Consider the following 23,824-nt stretch of genomic DNA (forward strand, 5'->3'; position numbering starts at 1 on the left):
GCCTTAACGCGCCATCTCCCCAAAAAGTCACAGGTCGAGCAAGAGGCGTCTTGGATCTTCAACAAGCTGCTTCACTCTAACAAGAAAACTGACTGCTTCCCGACCATCGACAATTCGATGATCGTAGGAAAGTGCGACATACATCATCGGCCTGACAACAATCTGACCATCCCGCACAACGGGTCGATCCTGAATGGCATGCATCCCCAGAATACCCGATTGCGGAGTATTCAGAATCGGCGTGGACAGAAGTGAGCCGAAAATGCCTCCGTTCGTTATGGAAAACGTTCCAGAAGAAAGCTCATCAAGCTTGAGAGACCCAACTCTCGCACGCTTTCCATAGTCGGCGATCCGACGCTCCAATTCGGCGAAGCTCATCTGATCGGCTTCATGCAGAACCGGGACAACAAGCCCCCGTTCCGTTCCAACGGCAATGCCCAGATTGACGAAATCGCGATAGACAATTTCATCGCCCTCGATCTGGGCATTAAGTGCCGGATAATCCTTCAACGCTCCAACAACAGCCCGGGCGAAAAATGACATAAAGCCCAACCGGGCACCGTCATGCTTTTTTTCAAACTCTTCACGATATTCTGCCCGCAGCGCTTTTGCCGCTGACATATCAATTTCATTGAACGTCGTGAGAATGGCAGCCGTATTCTGAGCCGCTTTCAGATTCCGTGCGATAGTCTGACGAAGGCGCGACATGGGAACACGACGCTCGCGACCATCATCTGCCCTTGGCGCTGAGGGAATTGGTGCTTTGGCCGGTGCAGCAACGGGTTCCGGCTTCGGAGCAGCAGCAGGCAAAGGTTCGGGGACAGGCGGCGTTGAAACCGGCTCAGGCTTTGCCACTTCAACAGGCGCAACGGGAGCGACAGCCGGCGCTTCAGCCGTTTCGTCCACTTCTCCCAGAAGACCCCCTATTTCCACCTCTGTGCCAACCGCGATGCAATTCTCCAGACGCCCGGCAGACGGGGCCGTCACCTCAACGCTGACCTTATCTGTCTCAAGTTCGAGAATGGTTTCATCGTGCTGAACATAGTCGCCAGACTGCTTCAGCCACCGCGCGACGATTGCGGTCGTCAGGCTTTCCCCTAGCGCCGGTACCCGGATTTCGACCGCCATCGTCACTCCTTACTTGCACAAACATCCCGATCAAGGGATGGATCTCTATAAAATTCCCGTTCCGTCGGACATACGACAGGATCACAAAAACAGGATAGTGCATCTTGCGGCCAAACGGGAGCCAGGAACTATCCCTATGCCGGGACTTTGAAAAGAAGAGCAAAGGACACCGTCATGCCCCTTCCCTCGGATTATCCCGAATTTATTGCATCCGATCATCTTTCTGGAAGAACGCGCGACATTCTCGTCACGCGCCTTGAGGACGACCTGTTACAGGCGCCACGCGTCCTTTCCCCAAAAGCCTTTGCGGTTCTTGAGGCCATCCTGCCGGTTCTGCTTCCTCAGGAAGATATTCTGGGAAACAGTCCCCTTAATCTGGCCGTCCGCATAGATACCGCTCTTGCCGGACCACGCGACGGCTGGCGGTTTGCCGAACTTCCTCCAGACGTCACAGCGTGGGAGCAGGCATTACTGACTCTGGATGATCTTGCCCAAGCTCAGCACAGCATGCCGTTTCCGGCGCTTAATGCTTCAGCGATTGGTCAGACGCTCGACGAACTCGCGGAAGGACGCCACGGCATAAACGCGGCGAACCGCCTGACTCCTGAGCAGATGCAAAAATGGTCATTCGATCTCCGGGCAGACGCGATTGAATGCTTCCTTGCCGATGCTCGTGTTCAGGATGCACTGGGAATTTCCGCCAACCTCAACGGTGGGGATAATGTGTTCCAAGGGTTCCAGACTGTTGAGGCCAATGAGCGGGAATCCTTTGAACCCTCACCCAAAATTCCTTCAGCCAAACCGTGAGACAAGACCCTTCCATGAAGACCTATGCCGAAACAGAGATTCTGGACGTCATTGTCATTGGGAGTGGCGCAGGTGGCGCTCCTCTTGCCGCTCGTCTGGCCCAGGCCGGAAAGAGTGTCCTGGTCCTTGAAGCTGGCCCGAGCTTTTCACCCTCCCGTTATACATCAGACGAGATCGAGGCGCGCGAAATCTACTGGCTGCATGAACGTCTGTCTGGTGGCCGCAATCCTCAACCTTTCGGTGGAAATAACAGTGGCACTGGCGTGGGCGGCTCCCTGCTACATTACGGCGCTTTTCTACCCCGCCCTCATGCTGGCGATTTTCGGCTTCATACTGAAACCGGCCGCAGTGTGGATTGGCCCTTTTCTTATGAAGAGCTCCTCCCTTACATCGAAGAGGTTGAAGCTTTCATTGGTGTCTCGGGGCCATCCAACTATCCGTGGGATCCTGCCCGGCGTTATGCTTATGCCCCCCCACCAGCCAATCCGGCTGCGATGAAGATGCGGGACGCCTGCGATGCCGTTGGCATTCGTCATGCTGATGGGCCAACGGCTCTCATTACGCGCGATTTCAATCAGCCTCATTTTGGAACTCGTAAAGCGTGTGCAAATTGCGGCGCATGTCATCAGGGCTGCCGCAACGGGGCCAAGTCAGGCGCAGACAATACGTGGCTTCCACTTGCTGTCGCGCATGGTGCTGAAATTCGCTCTGGATGCCACGTCCATACAATCGAGACCAATCAGGCTGGGCGCGTCACCGGTGTCGTCTACACTCGAAACGGTGAAAACGTCCGTCAACGCTGTGAGCGCCTTGTTCTGTCTGCTGGTGCTGTCGAAACGGCAAGACTGCTGCTTCACAACGAACTGGCAAACAGCTCCGGACAGGTCGGTGAAAACTACATGACCCATATCTCGACGCAGATCTGGGGAGAAATTGATGAGGAGGTACGCCCGAACCGGGGTTATCCGTCCCTCACAATCACAGAAGACATGATGCGCCCTAAAGATGCCGATTTTGCGGGGGGCTATCTTATTCAGTCTCTCGGAATGATGCCCATCACCTGGGCCTCCAATATTGCACGTGGGTCAAACCGTCGTGGAGCAGATCTCGTAAGAACATTGGCCGGGTACAACCGCAGTATCGGCATGGGGATTCATGGTGACTGCATGCCCAGCCCTGAAAACCGGGTTGTTCTGTCAGACGAAAAGGATGCCCTGGGTCTGCCAAAGCCACTCATTACCCACAGCTACGGCCCAAACGAACTGGCAATGCACGCTCATGCATCGCGTCTGTTAACGCGCATGTGGCAAGCCATCGGAGCCAAGGATCTACGTCTTCTTGATCGGGCAGCCCATATGATGGGAACGGCACGGATGGGGACGGAGTCTGGTTCAGCCGTCGTTACCCCATACGGCCAGAGTTTTGATATCGACAACCTCTGGATCAGCGATCATTCAACCTTTCCCAGTGCGACGGCCGCCAATCCGGCCCTGACCATTATGGCCCTGTCTTTGCGCACCGCAGATGCCATGTTGAAAAACTGATTTATATCAAAGTGACACCCCGAAGCGCACGAGGCTTGACACCCCTTTATGCGCTCCGGTAATTCGAGCGTGACTTCTTGGTGGCTATCAGCTGCCCGGTCTCCTTTCCTAACCGGATGATGCCCGTTTGCGATGCCCGGCCCTTTATGGGTGTCAGACATCCCGAACCACTGCTTCCGATCCAGTTCTTGCATCAAGCAGGCACATCCTCCCCCATTAAGGTCTGCCCAACGGGCACATAAGGCGCGCCTTTCATGCATCTCGCCGAACTCAAGAAAAAATCTCCGGCCGATCTGCTGGCTTATGCAGAGGAACTGGAGATCGAGAACGTCTCGTCCATGCGCAAGCAGGACATCATGTTTGCCATCCTCAAGACCCTTGCCGAGCGCGATCAGGCGATCTACGGCGAAGGGACGCTGGAAATCCTGCCAGACGGTTTTGGATTCCTGCGCAGCCCGGAAGCAAATTACCTTCCCGGCCCTGACGACATCTACATTTCCCCGACCCAGGTTCGTCGCTTCGGCCTCCGCCCCGGCGATACCGTCGAAGGTCAGATCCGTGCACCGCGTGACGGCGAGCGTTACTTCGCTCTGCTCAAGGTCAACACCATCAACTTCGAAGACCCGGACGTTGTCCGGACGCGTATCAACTTTGACAATCTGACGCCGCTCTACCCTGAGCGCCGCCTGAAGATGGAAGTTGAGCAGTCCGAGCCAGCCGCCAGCGAGTCTTCTCCGCGTAGCAAGGGCAAAAAGGACCAGCGCGACTACACCCCGCGTGTAATCGATCTGGTAACGCCAATCGGCATGGGCCAGCGTGCCCTGATCGTTGCTCCGCCCCGCACGGGTAAGACCGTGATGCTCCAGAGCATCGCTGCGTCCATTTCAGCCAACCATCCTGAAGTCTTCCTGATCGTTCTTCTGATTGATGAGCGTCCGGAAGAAGTGACGGACATGGCGCGCTCGGTGCGTGGTGAAGTCGTGTCCTCCACCTTCGACGAACCGGCAACACGCCACGTTCAGGTGACGGAAATGGTTCTCGAAAAGGCCAAGCGCCTCGTCGAGCACAAGCGCGACGTGGTCATCCTGCTGGACTCCATTACGCGTCTTGCCCGCGCCTACAACACCGTCGTTCCTTCATCGGGTAAGGTGCTGACAGGTGGTGTGGACGCAAACGCCCTACAGCGCCCCAAGCGCTTCTTCGGTGCGGCCCGTAACATTGAAGAAGGTGGCTCACTCACCATCATCGCAACGGCCCTGATCGATACGGGCTCGCGCATGGACGAAGTGATCTTTGAAGAGTTCAAGGGCACCGGTAACGCCGAACTCATCCTGGATCGCAAGCTTGCAGACAAGCGTACCTTCCCGGCCATCGACATCACCAAGTCTGGCACACGTAAGGAAGAGCTTCTTGTTGAGCGCGGTGAGCTTTCCAAGATGTGGGTCCTGCGTCGCATCCTTGCCCCGATGGGCACGATGGATGCCATGGACTTCCTGCTGGACAAGCTCAAGTACAGCAAGTCCAATCAGGACTTCTTCGACGCGATGAACAACTGATCCTGTTGTTTGCATCACAAAAAAAGGGGAGCCATGGCTCCCCTTTTTTATTGGGCTTTCTCACTCACCCTTTTCGAGATTGAGGAGAATTCTCTTGTCTACAACACCATTCAGGCCCGAATAGCCTCCAAGCCCGTTTGTTCCCACAACACGATGACACGGGATCAGAACAGGGATCGGATTCGCGCCCATTGCTCCGCCTATGGACCGGGCTGATCCACCAGCCTGAGCCGCAATCTGGGCGTATGTTCGGGTCTCTCCGTAGGGGATTTCAAGGATTGCCTGCCAGACCTTCTGGCGATACGGCGTGCCATATGGAGAGAATGGCAGACTGGAAAAATCTACCTTTTCGCCATCGAAATACTGTTCGAGCAGATCCCGAACTTTTACGAGGAGCGGAGTCTGCTCCTGATCGCGTCCCCATCCCCAGTCGAGGGCGACAATACGCCCTTCGTCTTCACTGATGGTCAGGGCACCCAAGGGGGAATAACAGGATAGCTGTGGCATACAGTTAGGCTGCCCGATGCCTCGGAAAGCGTCAATCATGCTTCCCTAAAAGAGTCCCGGTAAAAAAAACGTATGCATGCCCTGCATATTCCGGGAGGCCGATATTCTCAAAAAACATATGGTACTATTTTCGTATCCTTTCCTGAAATACTCTGCAATCTGTTGGGAAATAGCCATTCGTGTGTCAAAAACGCGACAGGATGCCCCATATGCAGGTCATTAGTTTTTGAGAACAGTTCTCATCTACTTGTTTTCAGATTTTTGCCAGCATAACGATCACGGAAACGTCAGAAGCCCAGTTTTCTATAAACAATAAGATAAGGAGTAGTAAGTTCTCGTGATGCTGGTTTTCCAGGCAACTTGAAAAACTGATGATTCCTTACCTGTAAGGCATCTATCAGGACTTGAGCGGTCCGGAATGTCAGCAATAAGAACAGTCTTTGCAAAAAGGACAGTCGGATCATGGTCTCTGGTCTACTGACGCCGATCAACGTTACGAAGAAGCGCCTTCTAGGCTGCGCAGCCGCACTGGCATTCTGCGCAGCTTCCCCTCTTGCCCTCGCTGAGGACACCGGTACCGCCATCACCAACGCCGACCAGCATCCAGGAGACTGGATGAGCTATGGCCGGACCTATTCCGAGCAGCGCTACAGCCCGCTGGACCAGATCACAAAGGACAATGCCGGCAACCTGAAGCTTGCATGGCATTATGATCTGGATACCAATCGTGGGCAGGAAGGTACGCCGCTGATCGTCGATGGCGTCATGTATGCCACGACCAACTGGAGCAAAATGAAGGCTCTGGATGCAGCAACAGGCAAACTGCTCTGGTCCTACGATCCAAAAGTTCCCGGCAATATCGCTGACCGCGGCTGCTGCGATACGGTCAACCGTGGTGCGGCTTACTGGAACGGCAAGGTCTATTTTGGCACGTTCGACGGTCGTCTGATCGCTCTGGACGCCAAGACCGGCAAGCTGGTCTGGAGCGTTTACACGGTTCCAAAGGAAGCACAGCTCGGTCACCAGCGCTCTTACACGCTTGATGGCGCCCCGCGTATTGCCAAGGGCAAGGTCATCGTCGGCAACGGTGGTGCAGAGTTCGGCGCCCGTGGCTTCGTGACGGCGTATGACGCTGAAACGGGCAAGCTGAACTGGCGCTTCTTTACCGTTCCGAACCCCGACAACAAGCCGGACGGCGCCGCTTCTGACGATGTGCTGATGTCCAAGGCTTACCCGACATGGGGCAAGGGCGGCGCATGGAAGCAGCAGGGCGGCGGCGGTACCGTCTGGGACTCGCTGATCTATGACCCGGTCACAGATCTTGTCTATCTGGGCGTCGGTAACGGCTCGCCATGGAACTACAAGTTCCGTTCTGAAGGAAAAGGGAACAACCTCTTCCTTGGCAGCATCGTGGCCATCAATCCTGATACCGGCAAATACGTCTGGCATTTCCAGGAAACGCCGATGGACCAGTGGGATTATACCTCGGTTCAGCAGATCATGGCGCTCGACATGCCGATCAATGGCGAAATGCGCCATGTGCTTGTTCATGCGCCAAAGAACGGCTTTTTCTATATCCTCGATGCCAAGACCGGTAAGTTCATTTCCGGCAAGCCTTACACCTACGAGAACTGGGCCAATGGTCTGGACCCTGTAACGGGCCGTCCGAACTATAACCCCGACGCTCTGTGGACGCTGAACGGCAAGCCTTGGTATGGTATTCCGGGCGATCTGGGTGGTCATAACTTCGCTGCCATGGCTTACAGCCCGCAGACGAAGCTGGTTTACATCCCGGCCCAGCAGGTTCCGTTCGTCTATGACCCGCAGAAGGGTGGCTTCAAGGCTCACCACGACAGCTGGAATCTTGGTCTGGACATGAACAAGATCGGCCTGCTGGACGACAACGATCCGCAGCATAAGGCTGACAAAGCCCAGTTCCTGAAAGATCTGAAGGGCTGGATCGTGGCTTGGGATCCGCAGAAGCAGCAGGCAGCGTTCACGGTTGACCACAAGGGTCCGTGGAATGGTGGCCTTCTCGCCACGGCTGGCGGCGTTCTGTTCCAGGGTCTCGCGACCGGTGAATTCCATGCCTACGACGCTACGACAGGCAAGGATCTGTTCAAGTTCCCAGCCCAGAGCGCCATCATTGCTCCTCCGGTGACCTATACGGCTCACGGCAAGCAGTATGTTGCGGTTGAAGTGGGTTGGGGCGGTATCTATCCGTTCTTCCTCGGTGGCGTAGCCCGGACCTCCGGCTGGACCGTCAACCACTCACGCATCATCGCCTTTGCTCTTGATGGCAACGATAAGCTGCCTGCCAAGAACGAGCTTGGATTTGTTCCGGTGAAGCCGCCTGAGAAGTGGGACGAAGCCAAGACCAAGGACGGTTACTTCCAGTTCCAGACCTATTGTGCAGCCTGCCACGGCGACAACAGCATCTCTGGCGGCGTTCTGCCTGACCTGCGTTGGTCCGGTGCGATCCGCGGGCCTGAGAAGTTCTACAAGCTTGTCGGCAAGGGTGCTCTGACGGCCTACGGTATGGATCGTTTCGACACGTCCATGTCTCCGGCTGAAATCGAAGACATCCGCAACTTCATCGTAAAGCGCGCCAACGAGTCCTACGCAGACGAAGTCAAGGCCCGAGAGAATGAGGCAGGCGTCCCGAACGACGAATTCCTCAACGTCCCTCAGGGTTCGGTTGCGCCTGCAACGCCGGACCATCCGTGACGGGAAACCGTCACGCTGAAAGGAATGACGTGACATGCTCAAGGCATTAACTCGGGACAGACTGGTATCTGAGATGAAACAGGGATGGAAATTCGCGGCCGCAGTCGGCCTTATGGCAGTGTCTTTTGGCGCTGCCCAAGCCCAGGACGCTGATGACGCCCTGATTCAGCGCGGTGCCTACGTGGCCCGCCTGTCTGACTGCGTCGCCTGTCATACCGCACTACACGGCCAGCCTTATGCTGGTGGTCTGGAGATCAAGAGCCCGATTGGCACGATCTACTCCACCAACATTACGCCGGACCCAAAATACGGTATCGGCAGCTACACGCTGGAAGACTTCACGAAGGCGATCCGCAAAGGCATCCGTAAGGACGGCGCAACGGTCTATCCGGCCATGCCGTATCCTGAGTTCGCCCGCCTGTCCGATGACGACATCAAGGCCATGTATGCCTTCTTCATGCATGGCGTGAAGCCGGTTGCCCTTCAGAACAAGCAGCCAGGTATCTCCTGGCCGATGAACATGCGCTGGCCGCTTGCCATCTGGCGCGCAATGTTCGTTCCAACCGTCACGCCGGGTCTCGATAAGAGCATTTCCGATCCGGAAGTGGCTCGCGGCGAATATCTGGTGAATGGCCCGGGCCATTGCGGCGAGTGCCATACGCCTCGTGGCATGGCCATGCAGGTCAAGGGTTACACGGCCAAGGACGGCAACGCTTATCTGTCTGGTGGTGCACCAATCGACAACTGGATTGCTCCAAGCCTGCGCAGCAACAGCGACACAGGTCTGGGTCGCTGGTCTGAAGACGACATTGCCCAGTTCCTGAAGAGCGGCCGTATCGATCATTCTGCCGTCTTCGGTGGTATGGCTGACGTGGTTGCCTACAGCACCCAGCATTGGACCGACGACGACCTGCACGCCACAGCCAAGTACCTGAAGAGCATGCCTGCCGTGCCTGAAGGCAAGAACCTTGGTCAGGACGATGGCAAGGCAACAGCCCTGCTGGAAGCCGGTGGCAAGGGTGATGCAGGTGCAGAAGTTTACCTCCACAACTGCTCCATCTGCCACATGAACGACGGTACAGGCGTCAACCGCATGTTCCCGCCTCTGGCTGGTAACCCGGTTGTCATCACGGACGATGCAACCTCGATGGCCAACATCGTGACCTTCGGTGGCATTCTGCCTCCGACGAACACAGCACCCTCTGCTGTTGCCATGCCAGGCTTCCGCGATCATCTGTCTGACCAGCAGATCGCAGACGCCGTCAACTTCATGCGCAAGAGCTGGGGTAACCAGGCTCCGGGCACGCTGTCTGCTTCGGATATCCGCAAGCTCCGCACGACGGGCGCTGCGGTTTCCACCGCAGGCTGGAATGTCTCTTCCAAAGGCTGGATGGCTTACATGCCACAACCTTACGGCGAAGGCTGGACCTTCTCCCCGCAGACTCATACGGGCGTGGACGAGGCTCAATAAGCCTCTTCTGACCCTATCGGTCTGAAAGAAACGGGCGGTCCGGAAACGGGCCGCCCGTTTTCTTTTGTGCAGGCCGATTTCACATGACGACGTCCTGCATTACATAAAGGGGCATGAACCCCTTTTCCTCCTCGGACCCCCAGGTCATTTTTGCTCTGGCCACAGGCGCAGGCCGCGCGGCAATCGCCATCATGCGCGCCAGCGGACCGGGGAGCGCCTCTGTTCTCCAAAGCCTATGCGGGTCCTTGCCCGAGCCTCGGCGTGCCAGCCTCCGGAGCCTTCGCCATCAGGGCGAGGTGATGGATCATGCTGTGGTGCTCTGGCTGCCAGGGCCAAAATCCTACACCGGAGAAGATGGGTTCGAGCTGCACCTGCATGCAGGCCCAGCCGTTATCGCTCGTGTCGCGGACGCACTGACCGATCTGGGCGCACGTCCTGCGGAGCCAGGGGAGTTTACGAAACGCGCCGTGCAGAAGGGCCGACTGGATCTCCTGCAGGCAGAAGCCATTGCAGACCTCGTCGATTCCGAAACTGAAAGTCAGCGGAAGCAGGCTCTCCTGCAGGCAGACGGCGCTCTTAGCCGCCTATATGACGGATGGGCTCAACGGCTTCGGCTGGTGCTGGCCCATCAGGAAGCTCTGATCGACTTTCCTGATGAAGACCTTCCCCCCGAGGTGGAACACACTCTTCTGGCCGAGATGTCCGCTCTACAGAGCGAGATGGCCGCTCATCTTCAGGACAACCGTGGAGAACTGATGCGGCAGGGGCTGACGGTCGTGATCGCAGGCTCGCCAAACGTAGGAAAATCAAGCCTTCTCAATGCGTTATCCGGATATGATGCTGCTATTGTGACCCATCGTGCGGGGACAACCCGGGATGCCATTGCAGTGGACTGGGTTCTGGATGGCGTGCGTCTTCGTCTGATCGACACAGCTGGGCTGCGAGAAACGGAAGATGAGATTGAGGCGGAAGGTATTCGCCGGGCACTGTTTCACGTGAAACAGGCGGACGTTATTCTGCACCTCATCGGGCCAGATAAAGCAGCCGATGCTTTGTCTTCCGATGAAATTGCAGTCCGAACAAAAATCGACATCGCACCAGCCCCCCAGGACATGCTAGGCATCAGCACCCAGACGGGTGAAGGTCTGTCAGAACTGCGAGCCTTCCTGACCCAACGGGTCTCAGCGATGACGGCCAATGCCGGAGCGCCGCCTTTGACCCGTGCGCGCCACCGTGCAGGCATTCAGGAAGCTGTTGCGCACCTGGATCTCGCCCGAGGTGCCACGTGGCCCGAGTTGCGCGGAGAAGAGTTACGCCTGTCCATGCAGGCTCTGGGACGTCTGACAGGACGTGTTGATGTTGAATCCCTGCTCGATGCAATTTTCGGGCAGTTCTGTATCGGGAAGTAAGTTTTGAGCGATTTCGATGTCATCGTGATCGGCGGCGGCCATGCTGGTTGTGAAGCAGCGGCAGCGTCAGCACGCTTTGGGGCCAAGACGCTCCTGCTGACGCACAAGCTCGAAACCATCGGGGCTATGTCTTGCAACCCAGCCATCGGCGGGATTGGCAAAGGGCATCTCGTGCGTGAGATTGATGCACTGGATGGGCTGATGGGCAAAGCCGCTGATCGCGCTGGCATCCATTTCAAGCTGCTCAATCGCTCCAAAGGGCCGGCTGTGCATGGTCCTCGCGCGCAGGCAGATCGCTCCCTTTACAAAACGGCCATTCAAACCCTTCTGGCAGAAACACCCAACCTGACCATCATGGCAGGTGCGGTTGGTGATCTGATTGAAGAAAACGGACATATTCGTGGTGTGATCTGCGAAGATGGTCGGTCTTTCCGCTGTGGCGCCGTGGTGCTCACGACGGGCACGTTCCTGCGCGGTGTCATCCATGTCGGCCACGAACAACAGCTTGCGGGACGCATCGGTGAAGCGCCCGCTACCAAGCTGGGAGAACGGCTAGAAGCTCTGAAGCTTCGTATGGGCCGCCTCAAGACTGGCACACCACCACGCATTGCCCGAGACAGCATTGACTGGGAGAACCTGCCTGAAGATCGGGGGGATGAAGTTCCAGAACCGTTCAGCCCTCTGACGAGCAGCATCACCAACGCCCAGGTCTCATGCCGGATCAGCCAGACCACACCGGAAACGCACCGGATCATTAACGAGAACCTGCACCGTTCAGCCATGTATGGTGGTGCGATTGCAGGCCGTGGGCCACGCTATTGCCCGTCTATTGAGGACAAGGTTGTCCGTTTCGCAGAGCGGTCTTCCCATCAGGTTTTTCTTGAGCCCGAAGCGCTCTCTGGAAATCCCGGGGGTGATCTTGTTTACCCGAACGGTATCAGCACCAGCCTTCCCGCTGATGTTCAGGCCCTCATGATCGCTTCGATGCCAGGGCTGGAAAAAGCGCGGATCGTCACAGCCGGATACGCTGTGGAGTATGATTACGTCGACCCGCGAGAACTGATGCCCTCACTTCAGTTGCGCAGCCTGCCTGGCCTCTACCTGGCGGGGCAGATCAACGGTACGACAGGCTATGAGGAAGCGGGCGCTCAGGGCCTTCTTGCTGGCCTGAATGCCGCTCGCGCGACCGCCGGAAACGATCCGCTCATTCTGGATCGGAGCGATGCTTATCTGGGTGTCATGATCGACGACCTGACATTGCACGGCATCAGCGAGCCCTACCGCATGTTCACGTCACGGGCCGAGTATCGCTTAAGCCTCCGGGCTGACAATGCAGACCTAAGACTTACGCCAAAAGGCATGGACGCTGGCTGCATTCTATCTGAACGCGCTGAAGCCTTTACCGACATGAAAACCCAGATTGACGCAGCCATGGCACTGGCAGCATCGACGACCTTCCTGCCCCAAGCCCTCAAGGACGTCGGGTTTGAGGTCTCTCTGGATGGGCGACGACGCAGCGTTCTGGATGTTCTGGCCAGCAACGGCGATCATTCGAAGGTATTGGATCTAGCGCCATGGTTTGGTGCCCTGCCTCTCCGTATCCGCCGCCATGTGGAAACGGAAGCTCGCTACGGCGGCTATCTCCAGCGGCAGGATCGCGAGATCAAGCAGCTTGCATCTGAAAGCGCCATCGCTCTTCCGGACAATCTGGATTACAACGCTATCGGCGGCCTGAGCAGTGAGATGCGTGAGCGTTTTACTCAGGCACGACCAACCAGCTTTGCAGCTGCGCAACGTGTGCGAGGTGTAACCCCCGCTGCGCTGGTTGCCCTGCTGGCCCATGTAAGGACCCTGTCATGACCACCGTTTCACGTGAAACGCAGGAGAGACTGGAACGCTTCGCAGACCTGCTCGTGCAATGGAATGCGAAGATCAATCTGGTCAGCCCAAAAGATCTGGGCCAATTGTGGCCACGCCATATTCAGGACAGCCTGCAACTCGCAGACATGATTCCTGCCGGTGCAACCATTACTGATCTGGGCTCAGGCGGAGGCTTTCCTGGCCTTATTCTGGCAATCGCAACAGATAATCCTGTGACGTTAATTGAGTCCGATCAGCGGAAATGTGCCTTCCTCCGGGAAGCTGGTCGCATCTGCGGAGCCAAAGTCACGGTCATTCCGAAGCGCATTGAAGCAGCAACCCCGCCAGAAGCCGACATCATTACAGCCCGTGCGCTGGCCCCGCTGGTCAAACTGCTCGGATGGGCGCGTCCTTTGCTGAAAGAAAACGGATTTTGTCTGTTTCTCAAAGGCATAAAGGCGCAGGATGAGTTGACCGAGGCAAGCCGTGACTGGCACATGACATCTACCATTCTTCCCAGCCGCACCGACCCCGGCGGAGCCATTATCAAGGTCAGTGATTTCAAGCGTGTCGTCTAATTCCGTATCCCCCACCACTCGCATCATTGCCGTCACCAACCAGAAGGGTGGTGTTGGCAAAACCACGACCACAATCAATCTAGCTGCTGCGCTGGCACGGAAACAGCGCGTCCTGCTCGTTGATCTGGACCCTCAAGGCAATGCCTCGACCGGGTTGGGCATTGAGTATGATCAGCGGAATATTGGCACGTATGCCGCCCTGATGCAGGAAGCAGAGCCACACGCTCTCGCACAGCCGACAGAGTTCGAAAATCTTTCGATTATCACCGCCAATAATGAGCTGGCTGGTGCTGAACTTGAGATGATCGCAGATGAGCGTCGTGAATATCGTCTAAGGGATGCTCTGCGCTCCCTTGAAGGCGACTACGATACCATCCTGATCGATTGCCCGCCCAGCCTTGGCCTTCTCACGCTCAATGCCCTCGTCGCTGCAGACAGCGTTCTCGTGCCGCTACAGTGTGAGTTCTTTGCGCTGGAAGGGATCAGTCAGCTTGTGCGCACCATTGACCGTGTGCGTCGTGCCTTCAATGCAGATCTGCATCTCGAAGGCATTGTGCTGACCATGTACGATCGGCGGAACAACCTTTCAGAACTCGTGGCACAGGATGCACGAGGTTTCTTTGGTGAGCAGGTTCTCGAAACGCTAATCCCGAGAAATATTCGTATTTCCGAAGCCCAGAGTCATGGCAGCCCGGTGCTGAACTATGATGCACGCTCCACAGGCGCAGTCGCCTATGTGGCACTGGCGGACGAACTTCTGAAGCGAACCGAGAACAGGACAAAGGCGTAAGCTGTGATGGCCAAAAAGGATACTTCTCCGCGCCTCGGTCGTGGTCTTGCCGCCCTTCTGGGCGATCAGGCTCCCCAGCTGGCCCGTGCTACGCGCGCCAATGCGCCTGTTCAGCAGCATACGTCCCTGCCTGTTGATGTGCTGGAGCCCAGCCCCTTTCAGCCCCGTCAGGACATGAACCCTGAGCGACTGGAAGAACTGGCCAATTCCATTCGGTCCCGCGGCGTTCTGCAGCCCCTCCTCGTCCGACCAGACCCGGCCAACCCTGAGCGATACCAGATCATCGCTGGCGAGCGGCGGTGGCGCGCCTCTCAGCTTGCCGGACTGCATAGTGTCCCCGTGCATGTGCGCCAGCTGGATGACACGGATGCCATGGCAGCCGCGCTTGTGGAAAACCTTCAGCGCGCCGATTTGAACCCGATCGAAGAAGCTGAAGGCCTTCAGCGGCTCATCACAGATTATACCCTGACGCAGGAAGAACTGGCCGGCGCCGTCGGAAAATCCCGACCTCACATCACCAATACCATGCGCTTGCTGAACCTGCCGCCAGAGATCCGGACCCATGTTCGCCGCGGTGAACTCTCAGCCGGACATGCCCGTGCCCTTCTGAGCCATCCAGACCCGATAGCTGCGGCCAAAACTGTTTTGGAAAAAGGACTGAATGTCCGCCAGACAGAAGCTCTTGTCGCTGAGAAATCAGAGAAGAAAGCCGTTCAGAAAAAGCGCCGGGACGCAGAGATTGTCCAGATTGAAGAAGATCTGGCTCTCCGGCTGGGACTTAAAGTCCACATCGCTTACGACGGAAAAAAGGGCGGCTCGCTAAAGATCGATTACCGATCTCTTGAACAGTTTGAGAGCCTCATGCGTCTTCTCAACCGGGAATAAGAGGCGGTTATCAAAGGGAGCCATCATTTTTTTGGATTTTATTCATTATAATCTGAAAAAACCCCTTGCAAGCATTCCCGCTTCCCCTTTATAAGGCGCCTCACCGGAAACGGAGCGACGGGCACATAGCTCAGTTGGTAGAGCAGCTGACTCTTAATCAGCGGGTCCAAGGTTCGAGCCCTTGTGTGCCCACCAAGCTCCGTTTCCGGTCTTACCTTTGAAAATATGCATCTCAAAGTATTTTATCTGGATTTTCAAATCTGGTTACTCTCGCTTTTAGAAAGCATTCGCTCGAACGTTTTCACAAAAATTAAAATAATAGCCCCTTAGAAGAGCTTTCTTTGGTGATAATGAAATATTCCTATCGTCTTTTTTGACGACAAAAAGACGATAGGAAAACGCTTTAAAGAATTTCTGCTCTGCCTTATTCGCAGTTCTGACATACAAGCTTCTGCAAGAATACCATTACGCATCCTATATTTTGGCTGCACTCGGCGGCTGCCTGATGCAATGGATCATGGATGTGACGCGCTCGCTTAAAGAAAAAGAATACCTGACCAAGACCTCCTCAGAGGCATCCCCGGTTTATCCCCGAAAATCTGGCAGTTCGTTAACAGCCACAACACGCCACAACCCATTGATACGCTCGATAATCGAAATCGACAGATTTTGAATAGTGAAGCGCAGAGCAATATCAGGGTGGATGGCAAGAGCGTGTGAAAGTGCCGCCCGGATCGCGCCACCGTGGCTCACAACAACCATATCCTGACCAGCATTTGCGTTGGCAAGATCTTCCAGGCCATGGGAGACGCGCGCACAAACATCCAGCATGCTTTCTCCGCCCGGCGGAAGCTCACTGGCTGACAAAGACCAGAATGGATTGGGCGGCAGCGTCAGCAGAGAGAGAAACTGATCGTGCGGCGTTCCGTGCCACTCTCCGATAGATTGCTCAATAAATCTTGGATCAACCGTGACGTCAGCGTGGGTAAACGCTCCTGCGCAGCGTATCTGTGCGGCAGTGTCACGTGCCCTTTGAAGCGGTGAGGTATACCAGACAGCATCAGACGGCAGACGTCTGGCCAAAGCAGCGTATCCACCCTGCTGGCTCGCCATCGCATCCATGCAAAGCGGAACGTCCATCGCGCCATACATGGTCTTGCGCGCACTCGCCTCTACAACGGCATGTCTGATCAGCCAGAAGCGGGTAATACCGCGTGGCAGTTCAGGCGTATCAAGAAAGTGTCCATGAGGGACGGCTTGGTCTGTCTGTGTCATGAGAGAGGCGCGTAACGGGGAACAGGGTTGGCGTCCAGAAGAACGTCCCAGTTTTCCAAAATGAGCTCAAGTTTGGCAAGCACCCGTTTCGCGTCTGCACACTCCCGCTGCAAGCGCTGCTTTTCATCCAGACCTTCGTGCGATGGCTCGCCTGAGACCAGACGCGCGCCGCCACACAATCTCAAAGCTCCGGCATGACCAGTCACCAAGGGATGTGGAACCGGAACAGGCTGGCCAAGAACACAGAGAAGTGCTGGCTCGCCCTCCCCTACCCATGGTGAAAGATCTGCATTGAGCCACCGATGCAACTTACGCGCATCTTCCAGTCCGAGAGGCGCATCCGGATTTTTGGGATCTTCCACCAGAAATGACAGAATGGTCGGCACAGCGTCCCACCGACCATCATCAGTAGGTTTCCCGACTGGCAGTAACGTGCAGGTAGGACTGGCCTCTACCAGCTTAACAGCCTCGGTCATGAAATCATTGAGTCTCTGGCGGATCAGGGAATCAGGAAGCGAGAAGAGCGCATCCATTTCAGCGAGAGCCGCATGCCAGCGTAGGGCCAGACCAATATTGTGACCATTATTCAACGCGTGCCTGTCAGCCTGCTCAGGCCACTCGTCCCGATTTCCATAAGACTTCAAGCCTTTGGGGAGCGAAAGCGATGACATCTTCTCCAGGATCACATCTGGCACCAGAAGTGCCCCACAGAACGGTGGTCCAGTAAAGAATTTTGACCCCGTGATCATAACCAGCAGACCATCTTTAACCCATTCTGAAACACGCGATGGGCTAAGGCGTGCCTGGCAGGCATCTACAACAACACTGAGATGCTCTCCCAATTCAGTCTGCAACTCTGCAACCGTTTCCATATCAGGTGCAGCAAGACCCGTTTTTGACTGATCCAAACGATGCAGCAGGACGTGTCGGCCAGCCTTCACTTCTCGTCGGGCCAACTCCCTACATTCCGCATTAATGTCTTCAAGCAGACGCGAGGTTCCATCCTCATTCCGAATGGGAACGCCAAACAGTTGTGTGTCTTCGGGGAATCCCTCAATCAGTTCCCCCTTTCCGACTGTCGTAGAGCATGCGCTATCACCCGCGAAGTGACGCCCACGAGCGGCCAAGGGCACCCCACTCCCTGTCTCATCAGGAGCCAGAAGAATGGAACTGACTGGTCGATCTGTTCCGGCCGCCACAAGAGCAAGCACAGCAAGTTCACAATCCGTGCCGGATGCGGACAGAAGAACGGCATCTTCCGGCAAACCATAATGCCGCCCGATACCTGCACGCGCACTTCTGACAATGCTTTCCTGCACGAGATCCGGGTCCTGCTTTGACAGGAGCGCATTCATCATCATGCAGCGCGCAAATTCAGCCCCCCCAAAACCTCGTTCTGACAAAGAGGATGCCGTGGAAGAACCAAACGTCACGGCCCATGGGCGTGGGCGATGAGAACAAGAATACTTGTTCAGGCCAGTTTCGGGGTCAACGGCCAGGCGAGAATCCCCGCCACTACTCATCAGTGTTTCTGCCGGGGCCATAACGTGCCACAGCCGCACAAGAACGGGTCTGAGGCGCTTTGCGTCATCTTCGGTGAATTCCGGAGGATTTGACAGGTGGTGCTTCAGGCTAGTCCAGAGTGCCAGAAGCGTTGTGCTGTCCGGAACGTCTCCCGCACAAAGAGCCAATTCCCGTGGAAGCGGATTGACCGCATTCGTATCGAGCGCATGAAACAGCGCTGCGACACGGGCAGCAGCAAAGCTCGCAAGACGGACATCTGCCCCATTATGCAGAAGTCGAAAGAGTTCAACAGCCTGGCGAAGAAATGTCGGCGCTAAACCGGGCGTCCGCAAACATGGTTCACCTAGTTTCAGACATGCTCGCCCCGTTACTGAACTTGGTTCAGACAGGAGATTCTCACCCAACTGAAAAGACTGCTCCAGCGAAATATCAAGCTCGGGCATAAGCCCTGCAGCCACGACCCGCAGATCCGGACGTTCCAAAACGTCTACAAGCGATCGGGTCAGTATATCAGCCAGCATACCTCTAATCTCCTGCCTAACAGGAATGTCTGGGTAGCTCATTACGGAACTCGGGGCGAGGCCTTAATGGTTACGGCAATTGGTTTCACTAAATATTACCACAAGCAAAATTTGCGCCTCTTGTACAACACTGTAAGATACTTCTTCGTGACGGGGCTGAAGCTCCTACCGTGATGTTAAGAGGTTGAAATGCGGATATTGTTGACAGGCGGTTGCGGCTTCATAGGTTCGGCCGTGGTGCGTCATATTATCAGGAACACTGAACACAGCGTTCTGAATGTGGACTGCATGACATATGCAGCGTCCGAAGACACCGTAGCCGAAGTCGCTTCTGATCCGCGTTATTCCCACGCACGGGCGAACATCGTAAATGGCGTTGAAATGCAACGCCTTTTTGAGGAATATCGCCCGGATGCCGTCATGCATCTGGCTGCTGAAAGCCATGTAGACCGCTCGATTGATGGTCCTGGCGTTTTCATCCAGACAAATATTGTCGGCACTTACTCTCTCCTGGAAGCTGCCCGGAAATACTGGAGCAATCTTGGAAATGATGAGAAAGCGGCTTTCCGCTTCCATCACATTTCAACGGATGAAGTGTTTGGCCATCTAGAGCCAAATGATCCGCCTTTCACCGAGACGACCCCTTACGATCCACGCAGCCCCTACTCCGCATCAAAAGCCTCTTCCGATCATCTGGTTCGTGCCTGGTATCATACCTACGGTCTGCCAACTTTCGTCACCAATACGACCAACAACTACGGCGTCTGGCACTTCCCGGAAAAGCTCATTCCGCTCGTGACCATCAATGCCATCGAAGGTCGTGAATTGCCGGTGTATGGCAAGGGTGAGAACATTCGCGACTGGCTGTTCGTTGAGGACCATGCTGAAGCTCTCGTTCGCGCTGTCGAAATTGGCAAGCCCGGTGAGACCTATGCCATCGGTGCCCGTCAGCCGCGCACGAACCTCGAAGTCGTCAAGAAGATCTGCGCCGTTCTGGATGAACTCCTGCCAGACCCGGAAGGCCCGCGTGAGCGTCTGATCCGTTATGTGACAGACCGTCCCGGCCATGATTTCCGCTATGAAATCGACCCGTCCCATGCCGAAAAGGAGCTGGACTGGAAAGCCAAGAACGATTTCGAAACTGGCATCCGCAAAACGGTTCAGTGGTATCTCGACAACCGTGACTGGTGGGAAGGAATCCGCTCCAAGCGTTATACGGGACAGCGACTGGGAACACGCGCATGAGCACGATCGAGACGAAGCCCATGAAGGGCATTATCCTGGCTGGCGGTTCGGGCACACGCCTGTATCCCATGACGCTTGCTTCCTCAAAGCAGCTCCTGCCGGTCTACGACAAACCGATGATCTATTATCCCCTTTCCACGCTGATGCTGGCGGGAATCCGGGATATCATGATCATCACGACCCCGCATGACATGCCGCAGTTCCAGCGTCTTCTGGGCGATGGATCACAGTTTGGCGTGAAGTTTGAATACCGGGTTCAGCCGTCCCCAGACGGTCTGGCACAGGCGTTTCTGATTGCCGAAGATTGGATCCAGGGCGCTCCTTGCGCACTCGCTCTCGGCGACAATCTGATCTTCTCCGAACATCTGGGTGTGCTGCTGCGCGCAGCATCGAACCGGCCGGAAGGCGCAACCGTCTTCGCCTATCAGGTCCGTGATCCTGAGCGCTATGGCGTGGTCTCGTTTGATGAAAGCGGCCGAGCTCTAAAAGTCGAAGAAAAACCAGCTCAACCGGAATCCCATTGGGCCGTCACAGGTCTGTATTTCTATGATCATCGCGTTGTGGATTTCGCCAAGAAGGTGAAACCCAGTCCCCGCGGCGAACTGGAAATTACCGATCTCAACCGTATGTATCTTGAAGAAGGTACTCTGCAGGTTGACCGCCTTGGTCGTGGCTGTGCCTGGCTTGATGCTGGTATGCCAGATAGCCTGATGCAGGCTGGAACCTTCGTTCAGACCATTCAGTCCCGTCAGGGCATGCTGGTTGGCTCACCTGCTGAAGTCGCGTTCCGCAACAAGTTCATCAACGCTGACCAGCTTCGTGCCCATGCAAAAAAAATGGGCAAAACAGAACTCGGCCGCCTTCTGCTTGAACTGGCAGACCACGCTTCCTGAACTGGATGTCCAAAACGCTGTCTGAATTTCCCAGACAGCGTTTTTTCTGTCCCCTTTCTGTTTTGTCTCCGCTCCCGGACATCGTTTATAAAAAGGAATTCGTCATGAAGGTTGAACGTCTCGCCATTCCAGACGTCATTCTCGTCACGCCGCCACGTTTTAGTGACAATCGGGGTTTCTTTTCGGAGACCTACAATCTCGATCGTATGACAGAAGCGGGTATCAACCTTCCGTTCGTTCAGGACAATCAAAGCCTGTCCTGCGAAAAAGGCGTTGTTCGTGGACTTCACTGCCAGCTTGCCCCCTATGAGCAGGGAAAGCTGGTTCGTGTAACACGTGGCGCGATCTGGGACGTCGCTGTGGATGCTCGCACAGGCTCACCAACATACGGTCAATGGGTGGCCGCTGAGCTTTCTGCTGAAAACTGGTCTCAGCTCTGGGTGCCGCCGGGCTTTCTGCATGGCTTCGTGACTCTCGAAGAGAACACGGAAGTTCAGTATAAGTGCACATCGCTTTACAGCAAGGTTTCCGAGCGGGCCGTCATCTGGAACTGTCTCGACCTGAACATTGATTGGCCCATTTCCGAAGAAGAAGCCGTCCTTTCCGACAAGGATAAGGTCGCTCCACACTTCTCCGCAGCCAAGGGCTGGTTCTCTTACGAAAAGTGAGTCGCATTATGTCCAGCACAGGTCCTATCCTTGTCACGGGCGGCAATGGCCAGCTTGCGACGTCTCTTGCGAACATCGGGGGTGATCAGATCATCCGTGTTGGGCGCCCGGAGTTCGACTTCGACAAACCGGAAACCATTTCCGCAGCGATTGAAAAATACCGCCCTGAAGCTGTCGTAAATGCAGCTGCCTGGACGGCCGTTGATCTGGCAGAAACGGAAACAGCTGGAGCCGAGCGCGCCAACTGCTCAGGCCCCAAGGCGCTCGCGGAAGCCTGCGCAAAGGCCGGCATTCCGTTCATCCATGTTTCAACGGACTATGTTTTTTCTGGTGACAAGGGATCTCCTTACACGGAAGAGGATCCTACAAGCCCTGAAACAGTCTATGGCAGCACCAAAGCTGACGGCGAACAGGCTGTTCTGGCGGCAAACCCGAAGAGCATCATTCTTCGGACCTCCTGGGTTTACTCCGCTCACGGCAAGAATTTCGTCAAGACCATGATCAATGCCGGCGCTAAAAATCCGGCGCTCAAGGTTGTTGGCGATCAAAGCGGCAACCCCACCAGTTCTGACGATCTGGCTGATGCTATTCTCGCTATTCTGGCCCTCATCAAAAAAGATGGCTGGAAGCCGGAATTTGGTGGCATCTATCACGCCAGCGGCACAGGCGAAACGACATGGCACGGTCTGGCTGTTGCCGCGCTCGAAGAAGCAGAAAAGCATGGTCAGACCATGCCAACAGTCAGTGCAATCCGGACGGAAGACTGGCCGACCCCTGCCAAGCGCCCGCAGGATTCCCGACTGGACTGCTCGAAACTGCATCGTATTTTCGGTGTTCGTCTGCCAGAATGGCGTGAGAGCGTGGCGCGGACAGTCCACCGGCTTTTCGCAGCAACCTGAGAATAAGGGGTCATCCCAGCAACCTTGCAGGATGACCCTAGTTTCCTGACCCGTTTCAACCAAGGATATTATGTCTTCTCCCCACTCCGGCATTCGCCGCTGGAATCCACAGATGATACGGGGAGGAGCAAGCCAGACCGCCGACAGGACAGACCGTGTCGCCATTCTACTGTCCTTGCATAACGGCGAAACCTATCTCAACGCTCAGCTCGACAGCATTCTCGCCCAGACCCACACGGATTGGGTCCTTTACTGGCGTGATGACGGATCAACTGATGCCTCCCGTGTGATCATGCTCTCATTTGAAGAGCATCGCGGTCACGGGCGTTGCATCGAAATTACATCCGTCATGGGCAATATGGGCGTAACGGGGTCTTATCTGCATCTTCTGGATTCCATTCCTCCAACGCCATTCGTAGCGTTCGCGGACCAGGATGACGTCTGGCAGCCCAAAAAGCTGGAATGGGCGCTGGAATGGCTCCAGAGACAGCCGCTCGATGTGCCCGCTTTATATTGTGCCCGTCAGTATCTGACAGATTCTTCGCTCAACGTGTTCAGTAAGTCGGCGTCCCTCAGCAGAACCCCTGACTTTGCATCCGCTCTGACGCAAAACATCGCAACCGGGCACACAGTTGTTATCAACGCAGCGACATATGAGCTTTTATATGAGCGACTACCTCCGCCCTTCATCCTGCATGACTGGTGGGCTTATCTCGTTACGATGGCCTCTGGCGGCAAAGTCTTTTTTGATGAGCGGTGTGTCAGCTATTACCGCCAGCACGCGCGCAACACCGTAGGAGCCAAACGCTCGCTTCTCAGCCGAGGCTTAAGTGCTCTCAGACGCGGACCCGGCGTCTTCATGACGATCTTTGAGTCCAATGTTCAGCATCTGCTCCATGAGCCAGATATCCTGACAGAAGACGCACAGACCCTTCTGTCAGAACTGGCCGGAGCCCGGACGTTAAGAGCCAGAATTAAAATCCTCTGGAGGCGAAGAGAACTTCAGCGCCAGACACGTTGTGAGACCGCTATTTTCCGTCTCTGGTTTCTTCTCGCGGGCCGACAGCCGACTCAAGGCTGAATATGTAGCTCGCGCCGCATGGCGTCCATGAAGGCCCCGTCATGCTCAGGACTGAACGGGCGCGCAGACGCATAATCATAAGCGATACTGGCTGCCTTGATGCGCAGGTCTTCAGGTTCTGAGGCATACCGCGGAACAATATGCGTATGAAGAGACGGTGCCAGATTGCACCATGTTTCGTAATTGATGCGGCTTGAAGCGGTAAGAGCCAGAAGAGCATCACCGACGGCAGCAACATCCAGAAGATATTGAATCCGCTCCTCACCTTTCAGGTCATTTAGGGAAGACACGACAGGATCAGCCAAGAGTTGGCAGTATCCTGCAAGCGGCTGCGTCTCACCGATCACCAGCCAACCAGATTTCATACGCCCAATGACAAACGGGTTGCTGCCACTTCGCGCGGCAACAACCCGTTTTGCAATAACATCCAACATGTATGTTTCCCTTCAAAAAGGG

Annotated in this window: 20 protein-coding genes and 1 tRNA gene; 16 read left to right on the plus strand and 5 right to left on the minus strand. The window is 55.8% G+C overall.

Going from position 1 to position 23,824, the window contains the following annotated elements; translation table 11 throughout:
- Positions 1-27: 27 nt before the first annotated feature.
- Positions 28-1,128 carry a dihydrolipoyllysine-residue succinyltransferase gene (gene sucB, locus KP702_RS04120; RefSeq protein WP_202206860.1) on the minus strand — a complete coding sequence of 367 codons (1,101 nt, stop codon included), beginning with the start codon at positions 1,126-1,128 and terminating at the stop codon, positions 28-30.
- A gap of 174 nt (positions 1,129-1,302) precedes the next feature.
- Here sucB and KP702_RS04125 point away from each other — a divergent pair, with 174 nt between their 5' ends.
- The 3 genes from KP702_RS04125 (at position 1,303) to rho (ending at position 5,035) form a co-directional block, all read left to right on the plus strand.
- Complete coding sequence (locus tag KP702_RS04125; protein WP_252348551.1) at positions 1,303-1,935, plus strand: gluconate 2-dehydrogenase subunit 3 family protein; 633 nt, start codon at positions 1,303-1,305, stop codon at positions 1,933-1,935.
- 14 nt (positions 1,936-1,949) lie between these two features.
- Positions 1,950-3,479: a GMC family oxidoreductase gene (locus KP702_RS04130; RefSeq protein WP_202206862.1), complete on the plus strand. Its 1,530-nt coding sequence runs from the start codon at positions 1,950-1,952 to the stop codon at positions 3,477-3,479.
- Positions 3,480-3,733: 254 nt separating this feature from the next.
- Positions 3,734-5,035, plus strand: a complete 1,302-nt coding sequence (rho, locus tag KP702_RS04135) for a transcription termination factor Rho (RefSeq protein ID WP_046900397.1) — start codon at positions 3,734-3,736, stop codon at positions 5,033-5,035.
- Positions 5,036-5,095: 60 nt separating this feature from the next.
- Here rho and KP702_RS04140 read toward each other — a convergent pair whose 3' ends face one another.
- Complete coding sequence (locus KP702_RS04140; RefSeq protein ID WP_202206863.1) at positions 5,096-5,581, minus strand: methylated-DNA--[protein]-cysteine S-methyltransferase; 486 nt, start codon at positions 5,579-5,581, stop codon at positions 5,096-5,098.
- 423 nt (positions 5,582-6,004) lie between these two features.
- Here KP702_RS04140 and KP702_RS04145 point away from each other — a divergent pair, with 423 nt between their 5' ends.
- The 8 genes from KP702_RS04145 to KP702_RS04180 all read left to right on the plus strand — a co-directional run bounded on the left by KP702_RS04145 (position 6,005) and on the right by KP702_RS04180 (position 15,457).
- Positions 6,005-8,269 (plus strand): PQQ-dependent dehydrogenase, methanol/ethanol family, encoded by a 2,265-nt coding sequence (locus KP702_RS04145; RefSeq protein WP_215749579.1) that lies wholly within the window; start codon positions 6,005-6,007, stop codon positions 8,267-8,269.
- Positions 8,270-8,303: 34 nt separating this feature from the next.
- Positions 8,304-9,740, plus strand: coding sequence for a cytochrome c (locus tag KP702_RS04150; protein ID WP_215749581.1), 1,437 nt, complete (start codon positions 8,304-8,306; stop codon positions 9,738-9,740).
- 113 nt (positions 9,741-9,853) lie between these two features.
- On the plus strand, positions 9,854-11,149 hold the full coding sequence (gene mnmE / locus KP702_RS04155; protein WP_215768555.1) for a tRNA uridine-5-carboxymethylaminomethyl(34) synthesis GTPase MnmE: 1,296 nt from the start codon (positions 9,854-9,856) through the stop codon (positions 11,147-11,149).
- 3 nt (positions 11,150-11,152) lie between these two features.
- A complete protein-coding gene (mnmG, locus tag KP702_RS04160; protein ID WP_215768556.1) occupies positions 11,153-13,009 on the plus strand; it encodes a tRNA uridine-5-carboxymethylaminomethyl(34) synthesis enzyme MnmG in 1,857 nt (618 codons plus the stop codon).
- Positions 13,006-13,587 (plus strand): 16S rRNA (guanine(527)-N(7))-methyltransferase RsmG, encoded by a 582-nt coding sequence (rsmG, locus tag KP702_RS04165; protein WP_046900403.1) that lies wholly within the window; start codon positions 13,006-13,008, stop codon positions 13,585-13,587. Before mnmG ends, rsmG begins: the two co-directional genes overlap by 4 nt.
- On the plus strand, positions 13,577-14,377 hold the full coding sequence (locus KP702_RS04170; protein ID WP_046900404.1) for a ParA family protein: 801 nt from the start codon (positions 13,577-13,579) through the stop codon (positions 14,375-14,377). The genes rsmG and KP702_RS04170 overlap by 11 nt, the downstream gene beginning before the upstream one ends.
- Before the next feature lie 6 nt (positions 14,378-14,383).
- The gene (locus KP702_RS04175) at positions 14,384-15,262 is read left to right on the plus strand and encodes a ParB/RepB/Spo0J family partition protein (RefSeq protein ID WP_202206868.1); all 879 of its coding nucleotides are present in this window, start codon (positions 14,384-14,386) and stop codon (positions 15,260-15,262) included.
- Positions 15,263-15,381: 119 nt separating this feature from the next.
- Positions 15,382-15,457, plus strand: a tRNA-Lys gene (locus KP702_RS04180).
- Positions 15,458-15,847: 390 nt separating this feature from the next.
- Here KP702_RS04180 and KP702_RS04185 read toward each other — a convergent pair.
- Both KP702_RS04185 and KP702_RS04190 read right to left on the minus strand, forming a co-directional pair.
- Positions 15,848-16,537: a histidine phosphatase family protein gene (locus KP702_RS04185; RefSeq protein ID WP_202206869.1), complete on the minus strand. Its 690-nt coding sequence runs from the start codon at positions 16,535-16,537 to the stop codon at positions 15,848-15,850.
- Positions 16,534-18,582: a hypothetical protein gene (locus tag KP702_RS04190; protein ID WP_202206870.1), complete on the minus strand. Its 2,049-nt coding sequence runs from the start codon at positions 18,580-18,582 to the stop codon at positions 16,534-16,536. Before KP702_RS04190 ends, KP702_RS04185 begins: the two co-directional genes overlap by 4 nt.
- 189 nt (positions 18,583-18,771) lie before the next feature.
- On the opposite strand from KP702_RS04190, the gene rfbB reads away from it, so the two are divergent.
- The 5 genes from rfbB to KP702_RS04215 all read left to right on the plus strand — a co-directional run bounded on the left by rfbB (position 18,772) and on the right by KP702_RS04215 (position 23,368).
- Positions 18,772-19,827 carry a dTDP-glucose 4,6-dehydratase gene (gene rfbB / locus KP702_RS04195; protein WP_202206871.1) on the plus strand — a complete coding sequence of 352 codons (1,056 nt, stop codon included), beginning with the start codon at positions 18,772-18,774 and terminating at the stop codon, positions 19,825-19,827.
- 20 nt (positions 19,828-19,847) lie between these two features.
- Positions 19,848-20,720: a glucose-1-phosphate thymidylyltransferase RfbA gene (rfbA, locus tag KP702_RS04200; protein ID WP_202207245.1), complete on the plus strand. Its 873-nt coding sequence runs from the start codon at positions 19,848-19,850 to the stop codon at positions 20,718-20,720.
- 104 nt (positions 20,721-20,824) lie between these two features.
- Positions 20,825-21,388 (plus strand): dTDP-4-dehydrorhamnose 3,5-epimerase, encoded by a 564-nt coding sequence (gene rfbC / locus KP702_RS04205; RefSeq protein ID WP_202206872.1) that lies wholly within the window; start codon positions 20,825-20,827, stop codon positions 21,386-21,388.
- An 8-nt stretch (positions 21,389-21,396) separates the two neighbouring features.
- On the plus strand, positions 21,397-22,287 hold the full coding sequence (gene rfbD, locus KP702_RS04210; RefSeq protein WP_237389868.1) for a dTDP-4-dehydrorhamnose reductase: 891 nt from the start codon (positions 21,397-21,399) through the stop codon (positions 22,285-22,287).
- Positions 22,288-22,357: 70 nt separating this feature from the next.
- Positions 22,358-23,368, plus strand: coding sequence for a glycosyltransferase family 2 protein (locus KP702_RS04215; protein WP_237389869.1), 1,011 nt, complete (start codon positions 22,358-22,360; stop codon positions 23,366-23,368).
- Here the strand turns inward: KP702_RS04215 and KP702_RS04220 are convergent.
- Positions 23,359-23,802, minus strand: a complete 444-nt coding sequence (locus KP702_RS04220; RefSeq protein WP_202206874.1) for an HIT family protein — start codon at positions 23,800-23,802, stop codon at positions 23,359-23,361. The two genes, KP702_RS04215 and KP702_RS04220, sit on opposite strands and share 10 nt — an antisense overlap.
- Positions 23,803-23,824 lie beyond the last annotated feature (22 nt).

Source organism: Gluconobacter sp. P5B12 (assembly GCF_018812035.1).
Classification (GTDB): Bacteria; Pseudomonadota; Alphaproteobacteria; order Acetobacterales; family Acetobacteraceae; genus Gluconobacter.

Bases quoted from the DNA above. Each gene is read 5' to 3' on its own strand.
- sucB (WP_202206860.1), bottom strand. From the start codon at position 1,128: ATGGCGGTCGAAATCCGGGTACCGGCGCTAGGGGAAAGCCTGACGACC.
- KP702_RS04125 (WP_252348551.1), top strand. From the start codon at position 1,303: ATGCCCCTTCCCTCGGATTATCCCGAATTTATTGCATCCGATCATCTT.
- KP702_RS04130 (WP_202206862.1), top strand. From the start codon at position 1,950: ATGAAGACCTATGCCGAAACAGAGATTCTGGACGTCATTGTCATTGGG.
- rho (WP_046900397.1), top strand. From the start codon at position 3,734: ATGCATCTCGCCGAACTCAAGAAAAAATCTCCGGCCGATCTGCTGGCT.
- KP702_RS04140 (WP_202206863.1), bottom strand. From the start codon at position 5,581: ATGATTGACGCTTTCCGAGGCATCGGGCAGCCTAACTGTATGCCACAG.
- KP702_RS04145 (WP_215749579.1), top strand. From the start codon at position 6,005: ATGGTCTCTGGTCTACTGACGCCGATCAACGTTACGAAGAAGCGCCTT.
- KP702_RS04150 (WP_215749581.1), top strand. From the start codon at position 8,304: ATGCTCAAGGCATTAACTCGGGACAGACTGGTATCTGAGATGAAACAG.
- mnmE (WP_215768555.1), top strand. From the start codon at position 9,854: ATGAACCCCTTTTCCTCCTCGGACCCCCAGGTCATTTTTGCTCTGGCC.
- rsmG (WP_046900403.1), top strand. From the start codon at position 13,006: ATGACCACCGTTTCACGTGAAACGCAGGAGAGACTGGAACGCTTCGCA.
- KP702_RS04175 (WP_202206868.1), top strand. From the start codon at position 14,384: ATGGCCAAAAAGGATACTTCTCCGCGCCTCGGTCGTGGTCTTGCCGCC.
- KP702_RS04185 (WP_202206869.1), bottom strand. From the start codon at position 16,537: ATGACACAGACAGACCAAGCCGTCCCTCATGGACACTTTCTTGATACG.
- KP702_RS04190 (WP_202206870.1), bottom strand. From the start codon at position 18,582: ATGCTGGCTGATATACTGACCCGATCGCTTGTAGACGTTTTGGAACGT.
- rfbB (WP_202206871.1), top strand. From the start codon at position 18,772: ATGCGGATATTGTTGACAGGCGGTTGCGGCTTCATAGGTTCGGCCGTG.
- rfbA (WP_202207245.1), top strand. From the start codon at position 19,848: ATGAAGGGCATTATCCTGGCTGGCGGTTCGGGCACACGCCTGTATCCC.
- rfbC (WP_202206872.1), top strand. From the start codon at position 20,825: ATGAAGGTTGAACGTCTCGCCATTCCAGACGTCATTCTCGTCACGCCG.
- rfbD (WP_237389868.1), top strand. From the start codon at position 21,397: ATGTCCAGCACAGGTCCTATCCTTGTCACGGGCGGCAATGGCCAGCTT.
- KP702_RS04215 (WP_237389869.1), top strand. From the start codon at position 22,358: ATGTCTTCTCCCCACTCCGGCATTCGCCGCTGGAATCCACAGATGATA.
- KP702_RS04220 (WP_202206874.1), bottom strand. From the start codon at position 23,802: ATGTTGGATGTTATTGCAAAACGGGTTGTTGCCGCGCGAAGTGGCAGC.